Genomic DNA, 16,387 nt, shown 5'->3' with positions numbered 1-16,387 from the left:
GGTACCCGGACAGCCGGAGGCACCATGGAGGGTCGCGTACCGGAGGACCTGGCGGTCGTCGTCGACGCCGACGGGGCGGTACTGGTGTGGAGTGCGGGGGCCCGGCGGCTCCTCGGGTACGAGCCCGCCGAGGTCGTCGGCCGTTCCGCACTGACGCTGCTCGCCGCCGACCTGCCCCTCTCCGCACGCCGGCACCTCGCGGACGGGCAGCGCTGGTCCACCGAGGTGGCGCTGCTGCACCGCAACGGCGACCGGATCGTCGTACGCCTCCAGGGCATCCCGCTCGCGGACACGGGCGACAGGCCGCTCTGGCTGGTGACGGGTGCTCCGCGGACGACCGTGGCCGGCCGCGACCAGCCCGGCGCGGCCACCCTGTGGGACCTCACCCTCGCCCAGCTGCCCACGCCGGTGGCGATCTACGACAGCGACGCCCGGTTCGTCGCCGCCAACGACGCCATGTCCCGGATCATGGGCCTGCCCGCGGCGGAGATGCGGGGCCTGACCCTGTCGGAGATCGAGCCCAGCTTCCCCTTCGACGAGTACGACCGCCTCCAGCGGCAGGTCCTGCGCACCGGGCGGACGATCTTCCACGAGCAGCACGCCCAGGCACCCGGCGAGACCCGGGAGCACTCCTGGTCGATGTACTTCTCCGCGCTGAAGGACGACGACGGCACGGTGCAGGGCCTGTCCGCGGTCGTCTTCGACACCACGGAGCAGTACTGGGCCCGCCGCCACCTGGCCGTCCTCAACGACGCCGGCCTGCGCATCGGCACCACCCTGGACGTGACCCGCACCGCCGAGGAACTGGCCGAGGCGGCCGTGTCCGGGTTCGCGGACTTCGTCACCGTCGACCTGCTGGAGTCCGTCGCCCTCGGCGACGAGCCGGAACCCCTGACACCGGGCGAACCGGTCGCCGTACGCCGGGCGGCCCAGCGGTCGGTGCTGGCGGGCTGCCCGGAGGCGGTGTTCGCCCCCGGCGAGGCGTTCCACTACCCGGTGAACACGCCCCCGACGCGGACCCTGCTCACCGGCCACGGCACCCGGCACCGGCCCGGCGACCCCGGCATGCAGGAATGGCTCAGGACCTCCCAGGCCCGCGCCGAGTCCGTGGCCCGGCACATGATCCACTCGGTGCTGATGGTCCCGCTGCGGGCCCGCGGCGTCACCCTCGGCCTCGTCCACTTCCTGCGGCACCGCACGCCCGAGTCGTTCACCGAGGACGACCAGCGGCTCGCGGAGGAGATCGTCGCCAGGGCCGCGGTGAGCGTGGACAACGCCCGCCGCTACACCCGCGAGCGCCGCACCGCGCTCGCCCTGCAGCGCAGCCTGCTGCCCGGCCGGCCGCCGGGCCTGGCGGCGACGGAGGTGGCCTACCGCTACCTGCCCACCGGGGCCGGCGCGGACGTCGGCGGCGACTGGTTCGACGTGATCCCGCTCTCCGGCGCCCGGGTCGCCCTGGTCGTCGGCGACGTCGTCGGCCACGGCATCCGCGCCTCGGCCACCATGGGCCGCCTGCGCACGGCGGTACGGACCCTCGCGGACGTCGACCTCGCCCCCGACGAACTCCTCACCCAGCTGGACGACCTGGTCATCCGGCTCGACCGCGAGGAGGGCCCGGAGGTGCCCGGCCGGGCGGAGGCGGCCTCGGCCGGCGACATCGGCGCGACCTGCCTGTACGCCGTGTACGACCCGGTGACCCGCCGCTGCACCATGGCCCGCGCCGGACATCCGCCGCCGGCCCTGGTCACCCCCGGCGGCGACGTCAGCTTCCTCGACCTCCCGGCCGGCCCGCCACTCGGCCTGGGCGGCCTGCCCTTCGAGTCCGCCGAGGTGGAGCTCGCGGAGGGCAGCCTGCTCGCCCTCTACACCGACGGCCTGGTGGAGACCGCCGACCACGACATCGAGGTGGGTCTCGGCCTGCTCCGCCGGGCCCTCGCCGACCCGGCCGCGCCCCTGGAGGAGACCTGCGACCACGTCCTGCACACGGTCCTGACCGACCGTCCGGCCGACGACATCGTCCTCCTGCTCGCCCGCACCTCCGCCCTGGACACCTCGAAGGTCCGCACCTGGCAGCTCCCCCAGCACCCGGCCGCGGTCGCCGGGGCCCGCAAGATGGCCAGCGAACAGCTGGCGGCCTGGGACCTAACGGACGCGGCCTTCGCCACCGAACTGATCGTCAGCGAACTGGTCACGAACGCCGTCCGCTACGGCGACGGCCCGATCGCCCTCCGCCTGATCCGCGACGCCTCCCTCATCTGCGAGGTCTCCGACGGCAGCAGCACCGCCCCGCACCTGCGCCGCGCCCGCGTCTACGACGAGGGCGGCCGGGGCCTGCTGCTGGTCGCCCAGATCTCGGAACGCTGGGGCAGCCGCCAGACCCCCACCGGCAAGACGATCTGGGCGGAACAGCCCCTGCCGGCGTGAGCCGCGTGACCGGCATGACCTGCGTGACCTGCGTGACCTGCGTGATGCGCGTGATGCGCGTGATGCGCGTGATGCGCGTGATGCGCGTGATGCGCGTGATGCGCGTGATGCGCGTGATGCGCGGGGCGAGCCGGGTGACCTACCGCGTGAGCGGCCGGTCGCGCCGCAGCGTGTCGGTCAGGGCGGACACGACGGCCGAGGCGACGGCGGAGGCGACGAAGCTCCCCGCCATGACCAGCACCACCCCGACCAGGAACAGCCCACTGGCCTCGCCCGACCAGTCGACGTAGGCGGCGAGGGTCAGCCCCGCGGTCGTCCCGGCCACGGCAGCGGCACTGTGCCCCCGGGCGGCCGCGCAGCACACCGCCGCCAGCAGGGTCGCGACCAGCCCGGCGACCTGCCACGCCTGGTACGGCCCGCTGACCGACCCGTCGGCCCGCACCTCCTGCTGCTGGTCCCAGCCCAGCCAGGCGGCCCAGGCCACCACCGACAACCCGGCCAGCACGAGTGCCGGCGCCGCCGCCCGCAGAACGGGCATCTGAAGTCCCATGCCCCCAGCGTTCCGGCCAGGCACGGGTACCGGACAGAGTGCGGATACTCAGACCGACCCGAGTACGCACGCCGGTGCGGCGACCGCCCGCGCGGACCTGCCGGGCCTGCGCGATGCCTACGCGGCGACTTCGCGATGCCGTCGCGGTGCCGTCGCGGTCTCGGCGTGGCGACTTCGCGGTGCCTTCGCGGTGCCTTCGCGGTGCCTTCGCGATCTCGGCGTGGCGACTTCGCGGTGCCTTCGCGGTGCCTTCGCGATCTCCTACTCGCCCAACTCGGGCAGGATGAAAGGCTGTTCCCGCCCCCTTCCGGAAGGAGTGCACCATGCCCGAGGACTTCCCGCCCATCGAGCCCTACGCCCGCGGCCTCCTCGATGTCGGGGACAACCAGCAGGTCTACTGGGAGACCAGCGGCAACCCAGCGGGGAAGGCCGCCCTCTGTGTGCACGGCGGGCCGGGCAGCGGCGGGCGGCGGCACAGCCGCAGGCTGTTCGATCCCGACGTGTACCGGATCGTCCTCTTCGACCAGCGCGGCTCCGGCGAGAGCCGCCCGCACGCCTCCGACCCGTCCGTCGGTCTCGCGCAGAACACCACCGACCACCTGATCGCCGACATGGAACGGCTGCGGGAACACCTCGGCGTCGAACGCTGGCTCCTGCACGGCGGCTCCTGGGGTTCGACACTGATCCTCGCCTACGCCGAACGCCACCCGGAGCGGGTCTCCGAGATCGTCATCGCCGGGGTCACCATGACCCGCCCCGAGGAGACCGACTGGCTCTACCGAGGCGTGGGCCGCCTGCTCCCGGGCCCCTGGGAGGCCTTCCGCGACCACCTGCCGCCCGCCGACCGCGACGGCAATCTCGTCGCCGCCTACAACAGGCTGCTGAACGGTCCGGACGCCACGGTCCGGGGCCGCGCGGCCCGCGCCTGGGTCACCTGGGAGGACGCCGTCATCGCCCACGAGGCGCTGGGCAGTCCCGGCGCCTACAGCGACCGCCCCGACGACGCCCTGATGGCCTTCGTCCGCATCTGCGCGCACTACTTCAGCCACGACGCCTGGCTGGAGGACGGCCGGCTGCTGCGGGACGCCCACCGGTTGGCCGGCATTCCGGGAGTGCTGATCCACGGCCGGCTGGACATCGGCAGCCCGTTGAAGACCGCGTGGGAACTGGCGAAGGTCTGGTCGGACGCGGAGCTGCAGGTGATCGACGACGCGGGGCACACCGGCAGTCCCGCGATGCACCGGGCGGTCCTCGCGGCGATCGCCCGGTTCGGTGAGGGCCGCTAGGCACACCAGCTTGTCGGCGCCCTGTCCCCCTCTGGGTCTCCGCCCCTCCGCCCCTCCGCGCCTCGCCCCCTCTGCCCCTCTGCCCCTCAGCGGCGGCGCAGGGCCGGGTCGAGGAGGGCGGGCGGGGTGTCGTACTTCTCGTGCGCGGCCAGGTCGGTGCCGGGGGCGACGATCGCGTCGATCGCGTCCAGGACGTCCGCGGAGAGGACGGTGTCGGCGGCGGCGAGCTGGGAGTGCAGGTGGTCCCGGGTGCGCGGGCCTATGAGGGCGCTGGTGACGGCGGGGTGTGCGGTCACGAAGCCGAGGGCGAGCTGGATCAGGGTCAGCCCGGCACCGTCGGCGACAGCGGCCAGCCGCTCCACGGCGTCGAGCCGCGCCTGGTTGGCGGGCAGCGCGAGGTCGAAGCGGTCGGGCAGCAGTGTGGCGCGGCTGGTGGTGACGGCCCGGCCCCTGCGCACGGCGCCGGACAGCCAGCCGGAGGCCAGCGGGCTCCACACCAGCACGCCCATCCCGTACTCCTCGGTCACGGGCAGGACATGGGACTCGACGCCCCGCTGGAGGAGGGAGTAGCTGGGCTGTTCGGTGACGTACCGGCCCAGGCCGTGCTCACGGGCGGCCCACCGGGCCTGCACGATCCGGTACGCCGGGTAGGTCGAGGAGCCGAAGTGGCGGATCTTCCCCGCGCGTTGCAGATCGGTCAGCGCCGACAGGGTCTCCTCGTCACTCGTGGCCGGGTCCCAGCGGTGTACCTGGTAGAGGTCGACGTGGTCGACACCGAGCCGCCGCAGGCTGTTCTCCAGCGCGGTGACCAGCCACCGTCGTGATCCGCCCCGGTGATTGCGCTCGTCCCCCATCGGCATGCCGGCCTTCGTGGCCAGCACGATGTCGTCGCGGCGGCCCGCGATCGCCTTGCCGACCATCTCCTCCGACTCCCCCTGCCCGTACATGTCGGCGGTGTCGATCAGATTGATCCCGGCGTCCAGCGCGGCGTCGACGATCGCGGTCGCCTCCTCCTGGGTGGTCCGCCCGATCGCCCCGAAGTTCATCGCGCCGAGCCCGAGCGCGCTGACCTGTACACCGGTACGGCCCAAGGTGCGGTATTGCATGGCTGTTCTCCTCACACGGCACACTCAACACAAGCGGGACGACGTCCCGTTTCATGTCTTCGACGATACGGAACACTGTCCCGTTTGACAACGCCCCGATAGAGTGACCTCGGACGGAGCACCCGTCGAAGGACGCCCGACGAAGGACGCGCGATGAAGGACGAGGAGCAGGCGGTCCGGCCCCGGCGGGCGGACGCCCGGCGCAACGAGACGACCCTGCTGGAGGCGGCCGCGGCGGCGTTCGTGGCGTCGGGCGTGGAGACGCCGGTACGGGACATCGCGGCCCGTGCGGGCGTCGGCACGGCGACGATCTACCGGCACTTCCCGACCCGCGCCGACCTGGTCATCGCCGTCTACCGGCACCAGGTGGAGGCCTGCGCCGAGGCCGGCCCGGCGCTGCTGGCCGACGCCCCGAGCCCGTACGAAGCGCTGCGCCGCTGGATCGACCTCTTCGTGGACTTCCTGGTCACCAAGCACGGACTCGCCGCGGCCCTGCGCGCCGACCAGACGGGCTTCGACGCTCTGCATGCCTACTTCCTGGACAGCCTGGTCCCCGTGTGCACCCGGCTCCTCGACGCGGCCGCCGAATCCGGCGAGATCCACACCGACCTGGCCGCCGTCGAGCTGATGCGCGGCGTCGGCAACCTCTGCATCGGCGCGGAGAACGACCCCGGTTACGACGCCCGCCGCCTGGTCGGCGTTCTCGTCACGGGGCTGCGCCACACGGCATGACGCACCGCGCCCCTCACGCAGTCCGCCCGGCCTCGGCTCCCGCTCCGGCTCCAGTTCCGGTTCCGGTTCCCGCTCCGGCTCCGGCTCCGGCTCCGGCTCCGGCTCCGGCTCCGGTGAACATGGCGATCAGCCCGTGCGGGGAGTCTTCGCCGAACATGTGCTCATGGAGGGCGGCCGCGTCGGCGGCCTCGGTGGCGCTGCGGGTGAACATGGCCTGCTCGTACGCGGTGAGCGCGGCCTCGGTGTCGTCGGGGCGGGCCGCGAGGGCCCTGCCGAGCTCGGCGCCGTCGTACATCGCCAGGTTGGCGCCCTCGCCGTTCGGGATCATGAGGTGGGCGGCGTCGCCGACCAGGGTCACCCCCGGTGTCCGGTCCCACCGGTGCTCGGCGGGCAGGGTGTACAGGGGGCGGAGGACCGGCGCGGTCTCCCCGTCGGTGATCAGCGCGGTGAGCTCCGGGGCCCAGCCGTCGAACTCCGCGGCAATGCGGGCGGCGGCCGCGTCAGCCCCGGCGGAACCGACGGGACCGGCGGGACCGGCGGGACCGACGGGACCGGCGGAACCGACGGGACCGGCAGGACCGACGGAACCGACGGGACCGACGGAACCGACGGAACCGGCAGGACCGACGGAACCGGCGGAACCGGCAGGACCGGCAGGACCGACGGAACCGGCGGAACCGGCGGGACCGGCGGAACCGGCGGAACCGATCGCCCCCGTGAAGCCCGCGTCGGCGAACCACTCCGGGGACCTGCGCAGCGCCACGTACGTGTGGAGGGTCCCGCCGGTCTCCCGGTGGGCCTGGATCCCCTTTCCCGGCGCGAGCGCGAACATCGCCCCGCCGCCGACCGCCCTCGCGGTGGCCGGGTGCCGGGTGTCGGCGTCGTACAGGTAGGTCTCGACGAACGAGGTGCCGGTGTACGCGGGTACGGCGGCGGACAGCAGCGGCCGTACCCGTGACCACGCGCCGTCGGCGCCGACCAGCAGGTCCGTGACGACGGTGGTGCCGTCGGCGAACGACACCTCGTGGCGGCCCCCGCCGAGGGCGCGGACGGCGGCGGCCTTGTGGCCCCAGCGGACGGTGCCGGCCGGAAGGGATTCGAGCAGGATCCGGCGCAGCTCGCCGCGCAGCACCTCGGGGCGGCTCCCCGTACCGTCGTCGCCCTCTTCGAAGAGCACGGTGCCGTCGGCGGCGAGGGCCCGGGTCGCCTCGCGTCCCGCAAGGACGAGGGCGCGGAACTCCTCGTACAGGCCGGCCGCGCGGAGCGCCGGCTGGCCGTTGTGCTCGTGGATGTCGAGCATCCCGCCCTGTGCCCGCGCCGCCGGAGAGGCCTCCGCCTCGTAGACGGTGGCCTGGATGCCGTGGACGTGCAGGACGCGGGCGAGCGTGAGGCCGCCGAGTCCGGCTCCGATGATCGTGACGGGCGTACGCATGGGGACTCCCAGGGAGTGGACCGAAGTGGAGTGGAACGGCATTCCAGCCTGGAATGACGTTCCATGTTGGAACGTCGCTCCAGGCGTGTCAAGATGGGCCCATGGCAACGCGGACACGCCGGTCACAGCGGCGCACGGACGCGCTCTCCCGCGAGCGCATCGTCGAGGCCGCCGTCGAGCTGCTCGACACGGCCGGTGAGAGCGGACTGACGTTCCGGGCCCTGACCGAGCGCCTCGCCACCGGGCCCGGGGCGATCTACTGGCACGTGGCGAACAAGGACGAGCTGCTCACCGCCGCCACGGACGCGGTCGTCGCCGCCGCCGTGGCCGTCAGGCCCGCCGCCGTGGCCGTCGCGCCCGCCGTCGAGGCCCCGCCGTCACCGTCGGAGGAGGCAGGGACCCCGGTCTCGCCGCAGGCCGGGGTCCGGGCGGTCGCGCTCGGGCTGTTCGACGCGATCGCGCGGCATCCGTGGCTCGCGACGCAGCTCGCCACGCAGCTCTCCCGCAGCCCCTGGGGGACGGTGACGCCACGGATCTTCGAGAGCATCGGTCAGCAGGTCCGCGCCCTCGACGTGCCCGAGAGCAGCTGGTTCACGGTGACCTCGGCGCTGGTGCACTACGTCCTCGGCGCCGCCGGCCAGAACGCCGTGAACACCGCGACCGGCCGCGCTCTCCCGCCCGGCGTGGACCGCGCCGGTTTCCTCGACACCGTATCGACGGCGTGGGAGGAACTCGACGCCGACGAGTTCCCGTTCACCCGGGCCGTCGCGGACCAGATCCGCGGGCACGACGACCGCGAGCAGTTCCTCGCCGGCATCGATCTCGTCCTCGCCGGCATCACCGCCACCCGGCACCGGGAACCCCGCCCCGTCCAGGAATAGCCCCCGGGCCGCCCCACGTTGCCGCGACCATGACGACGAACGCGCCCCGGCCCGAGATCCTGCGCTACACCGCCTTCTCCAGCTCCCCCGAGGGCGGCAACCCCGCCGGCGTCGTGCTGGACGCCACCGGTCTGGACGACGCCGCCATGCTCGCCGTCGCCGCCGAACTCGGCTACTCGGAGTCCGCGTTCCTGACCGCGCCTCCGGCGGGCCTCGGCGGCGGGGACGGGGACGGGGACGGACGGGCGTACACCATCCGTTACTTCAGCCCCAAGGCCGAGGTGCCGTTCTGCGGGCACGCCACCATCGCGACCGCCGTCGCGCTCGCCGAGCGGACCGGCCCCGGAGAGCTGGTGTTCGCCACCCGCGCGGGCACCGTGCCGGTGGCGGTGACCGAGGAGGGCGGGACGGTCCTGGCCACGCTCACCAGCGTCGAGCCGCACACCGAGGAGATCGCGGGTGCCGACCTCGCGGAGGCGCTGGCCGCACTCGACTGGCCGGCCGCCGATCTCGACCCGGCCTTCCCGCCCCGCATCGCGTTCGCCGGCGCCCGCCATCTCGTGCTCGCGGCGGCGACCCGTGCCCGGCTGGCGGACCTCGCCTACGACTTCGCGCGTCTCGAAGCGCTGATGCACCGCCTGGACCTGACCACCGTGCAGTTGGTGTGGCGGGAGTCGGCCACCGTCTTCCACGTCCGTGACCCGTTTCCCGTCGGCGGGGTCGTCGAGGACCCGGCGACCGGCGCCGCGGCCGCCGCGTTCGGCGCCTACGCCCGTGAGCTCGGCCTGGTTCCCGAGGACGCGGTCCTCACCCTCCACCAGGGCGAGGACCTGGGCCGCCCCGGCGAACTGACGGTCACCCTGCGCGCAGGCGACCCTCGCGTGCAGGTCGGCGGCACCGGGGCCCGCATCGTCTGACGCCCGCGGCCTCCGCCGTGTCGGCAGCGCCCCCGGACGTATCCCCGCGGTCCCCGTGGCGCCGACGCCCCGGATATTCCGTGGCACCGCCCCCGGCCCCGGGCGGAGACTCGCCCCATGACGGATCCCAGGACGGATACGGCGGACGCATCCGATACGCCGGACGCATCCGATACGGCGGACGCATCGGATACCTCGGAAGCGTCGGATACCTCGGAAGCGTCGGACGCGGCGAACGGCGCAGACCCGGCGCGCACGCCCCGCCCGTCCTGCTCGCCCCGCCCGTCCCGCTCGCCCGGCATGGCGGCCTTCCGGGAGGCCGTCGGCGTGTGGGACCGCGGCGGTCCCGGGGAGCCCGCGCGGGAACTCGCCGGCCGGCTCGGCGTCCGGGTCGCCGTGCTGCTCGAAGGGCCCAGCGACCTCGCGGCCGTCGAGGCGCTGGCCGCCCGGCGCGGCCGGGACCTGGCGGCCGAAGGGGTCTGCGCGCTGCCGATGGGCGGGGCGATGAACGCCGGCCGGTTCGCCCGCCTCCTCGGGCCGCCCGGCCTCGGCCTGCGCCTGACCGGGCTCTGCGACGAACGCGAACTCCCCTGCTACACCCGCGGCCTGGCACGGGCGGGCGCCGCACCGGACGGCGTCTTCGTCTGCGCGGCCGACCTGGAGGACGAACTGGTCCGCGCCCTCGGCCCGCCGCGCGTCGCCGAACTCGCCCGCGCCGAGGGCGACCACCGCGCCCTGCGCACCTTCCTGAACCAGCCCGCCCAGCAGGGCCGCACCGCGCAGCAGCAGTTGCGCCGTTTCCTCGGTACGACGTCGGGCCGCAAGATCCGTTACGGCCGGGTCCTCGTCGAGGCCCTGGACCCCGACCAGGTCCCCGCACCGCTCGACGCCCTGCTCACGGCCGTCTGACCACCCGGGCCCGCGGCCTACTCGCCCCTCGGCTGCCACGCCTCCGCCAGCGCCCGGTACCCCGGCAGCGGGTCGGCGCCGTCGGCGTGCAGCAACTGCACCGCCACGTGGTCGGCGCCCGCGTCCAGATGCGCCCGGACGCCCTCCGCCACCCGGTCCGGGCCGCCGTGCACGATGAGCGCGTCGAAGAGGCGGTCGCTGCCGCCGTCCGCGAAGTCGGTGTCGTCGAAGCCGAGGCGGCGCAGGTTGCCGACGTAGTTGGCCAGGCCCAGGTAGAGGCCGAGCGTGGCGTCGCCGATCGCGCGGGCCGCGGCGGGGTCGGTCTCCAGGACCACCTTCTGCTCGGGGGCGAGGAGCGGTCCGGCGCCGAGGAGTCCGCGGGCCCGGCGGGTGTGCTCGGGGGTGACGAGGTAGGGGTGCGCGGCCGCGGTGCGGTCGCCGGCCAGCCGCAGGACGCGGGGGCCGAGGGCCGCCAGTGCGCGCCGGGTGACCGGGACACCGCCCGCGTCGAGGACGTCCAGGTAGGCGTTGAGGGCTTCGTACGGCCGTACGAACTCCTTCGTGGCCTCCGGGTGGCCGGCGCCGATGCCCAGCAGGAAGCGGTCCGGGTGGCGTTCGGCGATGCGCCGGTACGCGCGGGCGACGCGGTCGGCCGGGTTGGACCAGATGTTCACGATGCCGGTGGCCACCACCAGGCGGTCGGTGGCGTTCAGCAGGTTTTCGGCTTCGGTCAGGTCGGGGTCGGTCACGTTGCCCAGCCAGAGGGTGCCGTAGCCCAGGCCTTCCAGCGCGACGGCCAGTTCGGGTGGGGTCCTGTCGTGGCGCCACACACCGAGGGCGCCGAGGTCGATCTGCTCCGGGATCTCGTCCATGACCCGGACAACCGAGGGGGCCGGGACCCGTATTCCGATCACCGTCGAAATATCCCCGGAAGGACCACATGTGGACACACATGAGGACACATTCATGAACTGCTTTTACATACATGACTATTGACGTGCCCACAGCACCCTTCTAGCTTCGCAGAGAAAGCGCTTTCCGCAAGGTCCCGCACGGAGACGAACGGAGACGAACGATGCACGTGAGACCAGTCATCGCGGCCGTCGGCCTGCTCGCCGGCACGCTCGTCGCGCTGTCCGGCGGCCCCGCCCAGGCCGCGTCCACGGTGCTGTACGTGGCACCGAGCGGCACCGACAGCGCGGCCGGTACCCAGTCGGCGCCGACCACGCTCACCTCGGCGATCGGCCGTATCGCCGCCGGCGGCACCATCTACCTGCGCGGCGGGACGTACGCCTACTCCGCCACCGTGACCGTCCCGGCCGGCGCCAACGGCTCCGCAGGCGCACTCACCACCCTCTCCGCCTACCCGGGCGAGACCCCGGTGCTCGACTTCGGCGCGCAGAGCGAGAGTTCGTCGAACCGGGGCATCCAGCTCTTCGCCGACTACTGGCACCTGTACGGCCTCACGGTCGAGCACGCCGGCGACAACGGCGTCTACGTGGGCGGCAGCCACAACGTCGTCGAGCGCACCGTGACCGCGTACAACCGCGACACGGGACTCCAGCTCGGCCGGATCTCCTCCAGCACGCCCAGCAGCCAGTGGCCCGCGGACAACCTGGTCGTCAGCTCCGAGTCGCACGACAACGCCGACAGCGACGGCGAGGACGCCGACGGCTTCGCGGCCAAGCTGACCACCGGCACCGGGAACGTGTTCCGGTACGACGTCTCGCACCACAACATCGACGACGGCTGGGACCTGTACACCAAGACCGACACGGGAGCCATCGGCCCGGTCACCATCGAGTACTCGCTCTCCTACGGCAACGGCACGCTCAGCGACGGCAGTCAGAGCGGTGACGGCGACCGCAACGGCTACAAGCTCGGCGGCGACGACATCGCCGTGAACCACCTGGTGCGGCACGACATCGCCTACGGCAACGGCCATCACGGGTTCACCTACAACAGCAACCCGGGCACGATGACCGTCTCGAACAACGTGGGCATCGACAACGCCGAGCGCAACTTCTCCTTCGACAAGGGCACTTCGGTGTTCCGGACCGACACCTCGTGCCGGTTCGCCGTCGACGGCTCCAACGACAAGACCGTCGGCGACGCCGACAGCTCCAACCAGTTCTGGACCGGCACCAACGGCTCCCGCTGCGCCTCCTACGCGGGCGCCCTCGGCTGGTCCTTCGCCTCGTCGGGCAAGCTGAACGTCACCTTCGGCGGGACGGTGGTCAATCCGTAGGAATCCGCAGACCCTCCCGGAGAACGACCCGGCCCGGGTGTCCACAGGGTGTGGACGCCCGGGCCGGACCGGCGGTGCGTGCGGCTCAGTTCCGTACCGTCAGGTACAGCCAGCCGCCCCAGGTGTCCGCGTTGCTCGTGTCCTTGGAGCTGTGGACGTACTCCGTCCGCACCCGGAACCGCTGGTTCACCGCGTGGGTGAGGACCAGGTGGGTCACGCCGGTGCTGCCCGGCGCCATCGAGAAGCAGGAGGACGTGCCGATGGTGTGCCAGGCGCCGCTGTAGTACTCCTGGGCCTGGAACTTCATGCACTGCCCGGACTTGTCCGGCGTCACCGTGCCGACCACCTGCGGCTGCACGGTGTGGTGGTAGACGCGGTAGGTGACCCCGCTGTAGGTGGTGCTGGTGTAGTAACTGCCCAGCCGCTCCGCGATCTTCACCTGGGTGGCGGCGGAGTGGGTGGCCGTGGCGGGGGCGTAGCGGTAGTCGCCCCCGAAGGACGCCGTGTAGACGGTGGAGCGGGTGGGCTTGTACGTCGCCTTCAGGTTGCCCTTGCTGTCCACGGTGCCGGTCTTCAGCAGCGTCTTCTTACCGCCCGCGGGAGTGGCGTAGACCGAGACCGTACGGCCGTTGTACGTGGTGCCCAGGTGGGCGGTGACGGTGGCCGTCGCGCCGTAGGCGTACGTCGACTTGTCCGTGGTGACCGTGACCGTGGACGTGGCGCGGGACACCTGGACGATCGCCGAGGCGGTGGCCGCCTTGTGGGCCGCGTCGCCCGGGTAGCTCACGGTGTAGGTGTTCGCGCCGCCGACGGCCGGGGTGTCCTTGACCGTGACGGTGCCGTCGGCCGCGACGGGCGCGGTCCAGGTCGCCGGGGTCGTGGTGTGGGCGGCGTCGGTGCGGGTGACGGTGACCGTCTCGCCGGCGGGGTAGGGCGCGTCGCCGAGCTTGCCGGTGAAGGAGAGGGCCGTGGCGCGGGTGGCGGTCGCGGGGGCCTTCAGGGTGAGGGCCGGGGCGTAGGCGGAGACCGTCAGGCTCACGTCGTCGGCGCCCGTTTCGTGGGTGGCGTCACCCGCGTAGGAGAGGCGGTAGGTGAACCACCCGGCCGCCTCCGGCGCGTCGGTCACCGTGAACTCCTCGGTGGCCGGGTCGACGGTCACCGAGGGGAGCTGAACGGTCTCCTGGGTGTCCTCGTCGATCCGGGACACGTCGATCGCGGTGCCCTGCGGGAAGCTGCCGAATCCCAGTTCGGGGGTGAGCGTGCCCTTGATGACGACCGAGCGCGGGCTCGCCGAGTCGATCTCCGTGGCGACGACCGTCGTGGACAGCCGTGCCACGTAGACCTTCAGGTCCGCCGTCGCGGGACGGTGGGTGGTGTCTCCGGCGTACGACACCTGGTACGTGTACGTGCCCGCGTCCTGCCGGGTGTCGCTGACGGCGAAGGTGCCGTCGGCGCCCACCGTGGTGTCGGGCAGGGGCTCGCCGTCGCGGGTGACCTGGAGGGCGGCGCCGGCCGGGAGGATGCCCCTGGTGGCCAGGGTGCCGGTGAAGGTGAACTGCTGGGTGGGGACCGCGTACCGGGGCCAGTTCAGGGTGAGGGTGGTGTCGGTGAGCTTCGCGGAGCCGAGCACGTCGAGGGCGTAGGCGCCGGCGGAGTCCCGGGTGACGGCGTAGAGGGTGGTGCCGTCGCCGCCCCAGGCCAGGCCGTCCGGGGCGACGGTGGTGCCGTCGGGGAAGGTGACGTGGTTCTCCGCCAGGTTGGAACCGGCGTAGAGGTAGAGGCCCGCGGTGCTGGCCGAGGCGATCGTGCCGTCGGTGTCGATCGCGAGCGAGTCCGGGCCCACGGCACCGGTGTAGTACGGGGCCGGGTTGGCGCGCATCAGGTCGGAGGTGCGGTAGACCTGCAGCGCGGGCTGCTGGACGGCGGCGAGCAGGACCGTGGCGCCGTCGCCGGTGACCTGGAGCCCGGTCGCGGTGCCGCCGAAGACGTCCGTGTCGGCCTTGGCGGTCGCCGTGCCCGAGGAGACGTCGAAGGTCGCCACGTGGCTGAGGCTCTGCAGCGGCTCCTCGGCGGCGAGCACTCCGCCGCCGGCCGCCAGCTGCGGTGGGACCGACCAGTGGGAGAGCGAGGGCGTCGACACCGTGCCGGACGCGTCGACGGAACCGATCGCGCCCTTGCCGTCGGCCGTTTCGTAGCCGTACCAGACCTTGCCGCCCGCCACCGCCACGGAGACGGGCGCGCTGCCGGTGCCGGTCGGGTAGCGGGTGGACTCGGTGAGCGTCGCGGTGTCGACGGCGGCGACCGCGTCCCCGTCGGCGAGGGCCGCGTAGAGGGTCGAGCCGTCGGCGGAGAGCGCGAGGCCCGTGGCGCCCTGCTCGTCCGTGATGGTGGTGACCGGGGTGCCGGACAGGTCGGTCACCAGGATGCCGGTGGAACCGGCGCCCTGGCTGAAGAAGAGGTGCTGGTGGGCCGGGTCGGCCACCATGTGCGCGAAGTGCGCGAGCGGCAGCGATGCCGTGCTGTCGGCCAGGGCGGCGGGGCCGGTGAGGCCGACGGCGGCGGTGGTCAGCCCGGCGACGACGGATATCGCCGCCGAGAGCGAGACCTGCTTGAGGCGCATGGAGCTCCGGGGAAAGGGGTGATCAGGATGTGGGGTGGCTGTGCGGAAGATAACCGGTCCCGGTGGCCGGATCGTTGTCCGAAAACCTGATCTTCGCCATGTTCCGGCAAAGACTCCGGCCCGCGCATCCGCGCCCCCGCAGGGGCGCGGGCGACTGCGCGACCAGCGACGACGGCGCCACGGACGGCACACCGCCGCACTTCCGGCGAATCGCCTACCGGCGCGGGCCGCCGAACCTGGCGAAGGTGTGGCTGAAGTACCAGGGGTCCTGGGCTATGCCGGAGCAGGCGTTGGCGCCGCCGGTGCCGACGCAGTCGCCGTTGTCGCGCTGCAGGGCCCAGAAGGAGAGGGTGTCGATGCCCCGGGCGGCGGCCCAGCGTTCGACGGTCGCGGCGTTCTGGGTGGTGAAGGTCTCCGCGGGGCCGAAGTCGTCGATGCCGGGCATCTCGGTGACGCCGGTCATGCCCCACAGGTCCTTGGCGCTCTTGTGCGGGTAGAGGGCGTGGAGTTGGGCGTGCAGGCCGTCGGCGGCGGTCTTGGTGTCGGCGGCCATGTCGTGCGCGGCACCGTCGTAGTAGTCGAACGTCATGATGTTGACGACGTCCACGCGCGCGTGGTTGGCGACGGCGTTCTGGAGGACGGCCAGGCCGCTGTCCGCGAGGCCCTTGGTGGTCGTCGGCAGGGTGTAGGAGAACTGGAGCGGGCGGCCGGTGCGTTCGGCCCAGTGCTCGGCCTTGGCGATCGCCTTGTTGCGGCGGTCGATTCCGGCCGCGTTGGCGAGTGAGTCCGCCTCGATGTCGAGGTCGATGCGGCTGATGCCGTACGTCGTGACGAGCTTCTCGTAGACACCGGCGACGGCGTCCACGTCGGTGCAGCTGTCGGCGAGTTCGGTGCCGGTGGTGTCGGCGGCGTAGCCCCCGAAGGAGGGGATGGCGTTGCCGCCGCGGGCCTGGAGGGCGGCGATGTCGGCGCCGAAGGTGCCCTGGGCGACGGGCTGGGTGGCGTCGCCGTTCCAGTCGGCGGTGCAGGAGCCCGCGGCGGGGGTCTGGAGGAAGGCGAGGGTGAGGAACTTGTTGCCGGACTCGGCGGCGAGCGCGGCGGGGCTGTCGCCGGTCCAGGCCTCGAAGTAGGGGGCCGCGACGTGCGCGGGCATGGGCTTCACGTGGTGCGAGGCGGCGTGCGGATCGGCGTGCGCGGCGTCTGCCCCGAGGGCAACGAGCGCGGCGGAGAGGGCGGTTGCGGGCAGGGCGTGCAGGGCACGAGTGCGTCTCATGGACGCCCA

13 protein-coding genes are annotated in these 16,387 nt (G+C 73.2%); 7 read left to right on the top strand and 6 right to left on the bottom strand.

The window, feature by feature from the left end; genetic code table 11:
* Positions 1-24 precede the first annotated feature (24 nt).
* A complete protein-coding gene (locus tag ACIQVL_RS17585) occupies positions 25-2,424 on the top strand; it encodes a SpoIIE family protein phosphatase (RefSeq protein WP_403475718.1) in 2,400 nt (799 codons plus the stop codon).
* Between the two features lie 139 nt (positions 2,425-2,563).
* Here the strand turns inward: ACIQVL_RS17585 and ACIQVL_RS17580 are convergent, their stop codons facing one another.
* On the bottom strand, positions 2,564-2,974 hold the full coding sequence (locus tag ACIQVL_RS17580; RefSeq protein ID WP_403475717.1) for a hypothetical protein: 411 nt from the start codon (positions 2,972-2,974) through the stop codon (positions 2,564-2,566).
* 323 nt (positions 2,975-3,297) lie between these two features.
* Between ACIQVL_RS17580 and pip the strand changes: the two genes are divergently transcribed.
* A complete protein-coding gene (gene pip, locus ACIQVL_RS17575; RefSeq protein WP_403475716.1) occupies positions 3,298-4,260 on the top strand; it encodes a prolyl aminopeptidase in 963 nt (320 codons plus the stop codon).
* A gap of 86 nt (positions 4,261-4,346) precedes the next feature.
* Here the strand turns inward: pip and ACIQVL_RS17570 are convergent, their stop codons facing one another.
* Positions 4,347-5,366: an aldo/keto reductase gene (locus tag ACIQVL_RS17570; protein ID WP_403475715.1), complete on the bottom strand. Its 1,020-nt coding sequence runs from the start codon at positions 5,364-5,366 to the stop codon at positions 4,347-4,349.
* A 153-nt stretch (positions 5,367-5,519) separates the two neighbouring features.
* Between ACIQVL_RS17570 and ACIQVL_RS17565 the strand changes: the two genes are divergently transcribed.
* Entirely contained in the window at positions 5,520-6,098 is a 579-nt protein-coding gene (locus tag ACIQVL_RS17565; protein WP_403475714.1) for a TetR/AcrR family transcriptional regulator, read from the top strand.
* Positions 6,099-6,111: 13 nt separating this feature from the next.
* Here ACIQVL_RS17565 and ACIQVL_RS17560 read toward each other — a convergent pair whose 3' ends face one another.
* Complete coding sequence (locus ACIQVL_RS17560; RefSeq protein ID WP_403475713.1) at positions 6,112-7,530, bottom strand: FAD-dependent monooxygenase; 1,419 nt, start codon at positions 7,528-7,530, stop codon at positions 6,112-6,114.
* A 101-nt stretch (positions 7,531-7,631) separates the two neighbouring features.
* On the opposite strand from ACIQVL_RS17560, the gene ACIQVL_RS17555 reads away from it, so the two are divergent.
* From ACIQVL_RS17555 to ACIQVL_RS17545, 3 genes are all read left to right on the top strand, one after another.
* Positions 7,632-8,411 (top strand): TetR/AcrR family transcriptional regulator, encoded by a 780-nt coding sequence (locus ACIQVL_RS17555; protein WP_403428839.1) that lies wholly within the window; start codon positions 7,632-7,634, stop codon positions 8,409-8,411.
* Between the two features lie 29 nt (positions 8,412-8,440).
* The gene (locus ACIQVL_RS17550) at positions 8,441-9,328 is read left to right on the top strand and encodes a PhzF family phenazine biosynthesis protein (RefSeq protein ID WP_403475712.1); all 888 of its coding nucleotides are present in this window, start codon (positions 8,441-8,443) and stop codon (positions 9,326-9,328) included.
* A gap of 300 nt (positions 9,329-9,628) precedes the next feature.
* Positions 9,629-10,237, top strand: a complete 609-nt coding sequence (locus ACIQVL_RS17545) for a TOPRIM nucleotidyl transferase/hydrolase domain-containing protein (RefSeq protein WP_403475711.1) — start codon at positions 9,629-9,631, stop codon at positions 10,235-10,237.
* Positions 10,238-10,254: 17 nt separating this feature from the next.
* Here the strand turns inward: ACIQVL_RS17545 and ACIQVL_RS17540 are convergent, their stop codons facing one another.
* Complete coding sequence (locus tag ACIQVL_RS17540; protein WP_403428830.1) at positions 10,255-11,109, bottom strand: LLM class F420-dependent oxidoreductase; 855 nt, start codon at positions 11,107-11,109, stop codon at positions 10,255-10,257.
* A gap of 203 nt (positions 11,110-11,312) precedes the next feature.
* Between ACIQVL_RS17540 and ACIQVL_RS17535 the strand changes: the two genes are divergently transcribed.
* On the top strand, positions 11,313-12,485 hold the full coding sequence (locus ACIQVL_RS17535; protein ID WP_403428827.1) for a right-handed parallel beta-helix repeat-containing protein: 1,173 nt from the start codon (positions 11,313-11,315) through the stop codon (positions 12,483-12,485).
* An 85-nt stretch (positions 12,486-12,570) separates the two neighbouring features.
* On the opposite strand, the gene ACIQVL_RS17530 is transcribed toward ACIQVL_RS17535, so the two are convergent.
* Both ACIQVL_RS17530 and ACIQVL_RS17525 read right to left on the bottom strand, forming a co-directional pair.
* Complete coding sequence (locus tag ACIQVL_RS17530; RefSeq protein ID WP_403475710.1) at positions 12,571-15,105, bottom strand: hypothetical protein; 2,535 nt, start codon at positions 15,103-15,105, stop codon at positions 12,571-12,573.
* A gap of 214 nt (positions 15,106-15,319) precedes the next feature.
* A complete protein-coding gene (locus tag ACIQVL_RS17525; RefSeq protein ID WP_403475709.1) occupies positions 15,320-16,378 on the bottom strand; it encodes a chitinase in 1,059 nt (352 codons plus the stop codon).
* Positions 16,379-16,387 lie beyond the last annotated feature (9 nt).

It is taken from the genome of Streptomyces sp. NPDC090499 (genome assembly GCF_044769305.1).
Taxonomy (GTDB): domain Bacteria; phylum Actinomycetota; class Actinomycetes; order Streptomycetales; family Streptomycetaceae; genus Streptomyces.
The sequence above is the reverse complement of the archived record's forward strand: the minus strand, read 5'-3'. Positions and strand labels throughout refer to the sequence as shown.

Bases quoted from the DNA above. Each gene is read 5' to 3' on its own strand.
- ACIQVL_RS17545 (WP_403475711.1), top strand. From the start codon at position 9,629: ATGGCGGCCTTCCGGGAGGCCGTCGGCGTGTGGGACCGCGGCGGTCCC.
- ACIQVL_RS17535 (WP_403428827.1), top strand. From the start codon at position 11,313: ATGCACGTGAGACCAGTCATCGCGGCCGTCGGCCTGCTCGCCGGCACG.
- ACIQVL_RS17565 (WP_403475714.1), top strand. From the start codon at position 5,520: ATGAAGGACGAGGAGCAGGCGGTCCGGCCCCGGCGGGCGGACGCCCGG.
- ACIQVL_RS17555 (WP_403428839.1), top strand. From the start codon at position 7,632: ATGGCAACGCGGACACGCCGGTCACAGCGGCGCACGGACGCGCTCTCC.
- ACIQVL_RS17580 (WP_403475717.1), bottom strand. From the start codon at position 2,974: ATGGGACTTCAGATGCCCGTTCTGCGGGCGGCGGCGCCGGCACTCGTG.
- ACIQVL_RS17585 (WP_403475718.1), top strand. From the start codon at position 25: ATGGAGGGTCGCGTACCGGAGGACCTGGCGGTCGTCGTCGACGCCGAC.
- ACIQVL_RS17550 (WP_403475712.1), top strand. From the start codon at position 8,441: ATGACGACGAACGCGCCCCGGCCCGAGATCCTGCGCTACACCGCCTTC.
- ACIQVL_RS17540 (WP_403428830.1), bottom strand. From the start codon at position 11,109: ATGGACGAGATCCCGGAGCAGATCGACCTCGGCGCCCTCGGTGTGTGG.
- pip (WP_403475716.1), top strand. From the start codon at position 3,298: ATGCCCGAGGACTTCCCGCCCATCGAGCCCTACGCCCGCGGCCTCCTC.
- ACIQVL_RS17560 (WP_403475713.1), bottom strand. From the start codon at position 7,530: ATGCGTACGCCCGTCACGATCATCGGAGCCGGACTCGGCGGCCTCACG.
- ACIQVL_RS17570 (WP_403475715.1), bottom strand. From the start codon at position 5,366: ATGCAATACCGCACCTTGGGCCGTACCGGTGTACAGGTCAGCGCGCTC.
- ACIQVL_RS17525 (WP_403475709.1), bottom strand. From the start codon at position 16,378: ATGAGACGCACTCGTGCCCTGCACGCCCTGCCCGCAACCGCCCTCTCC.
- ACIQVL_RS17530 (WP_403475710.1), bottom strand. From the start codon at position 15,105: ATGCGCCTCAAGCAGGTCTCGCTCTCGGCGGCGATATCCGTCGTCGCC.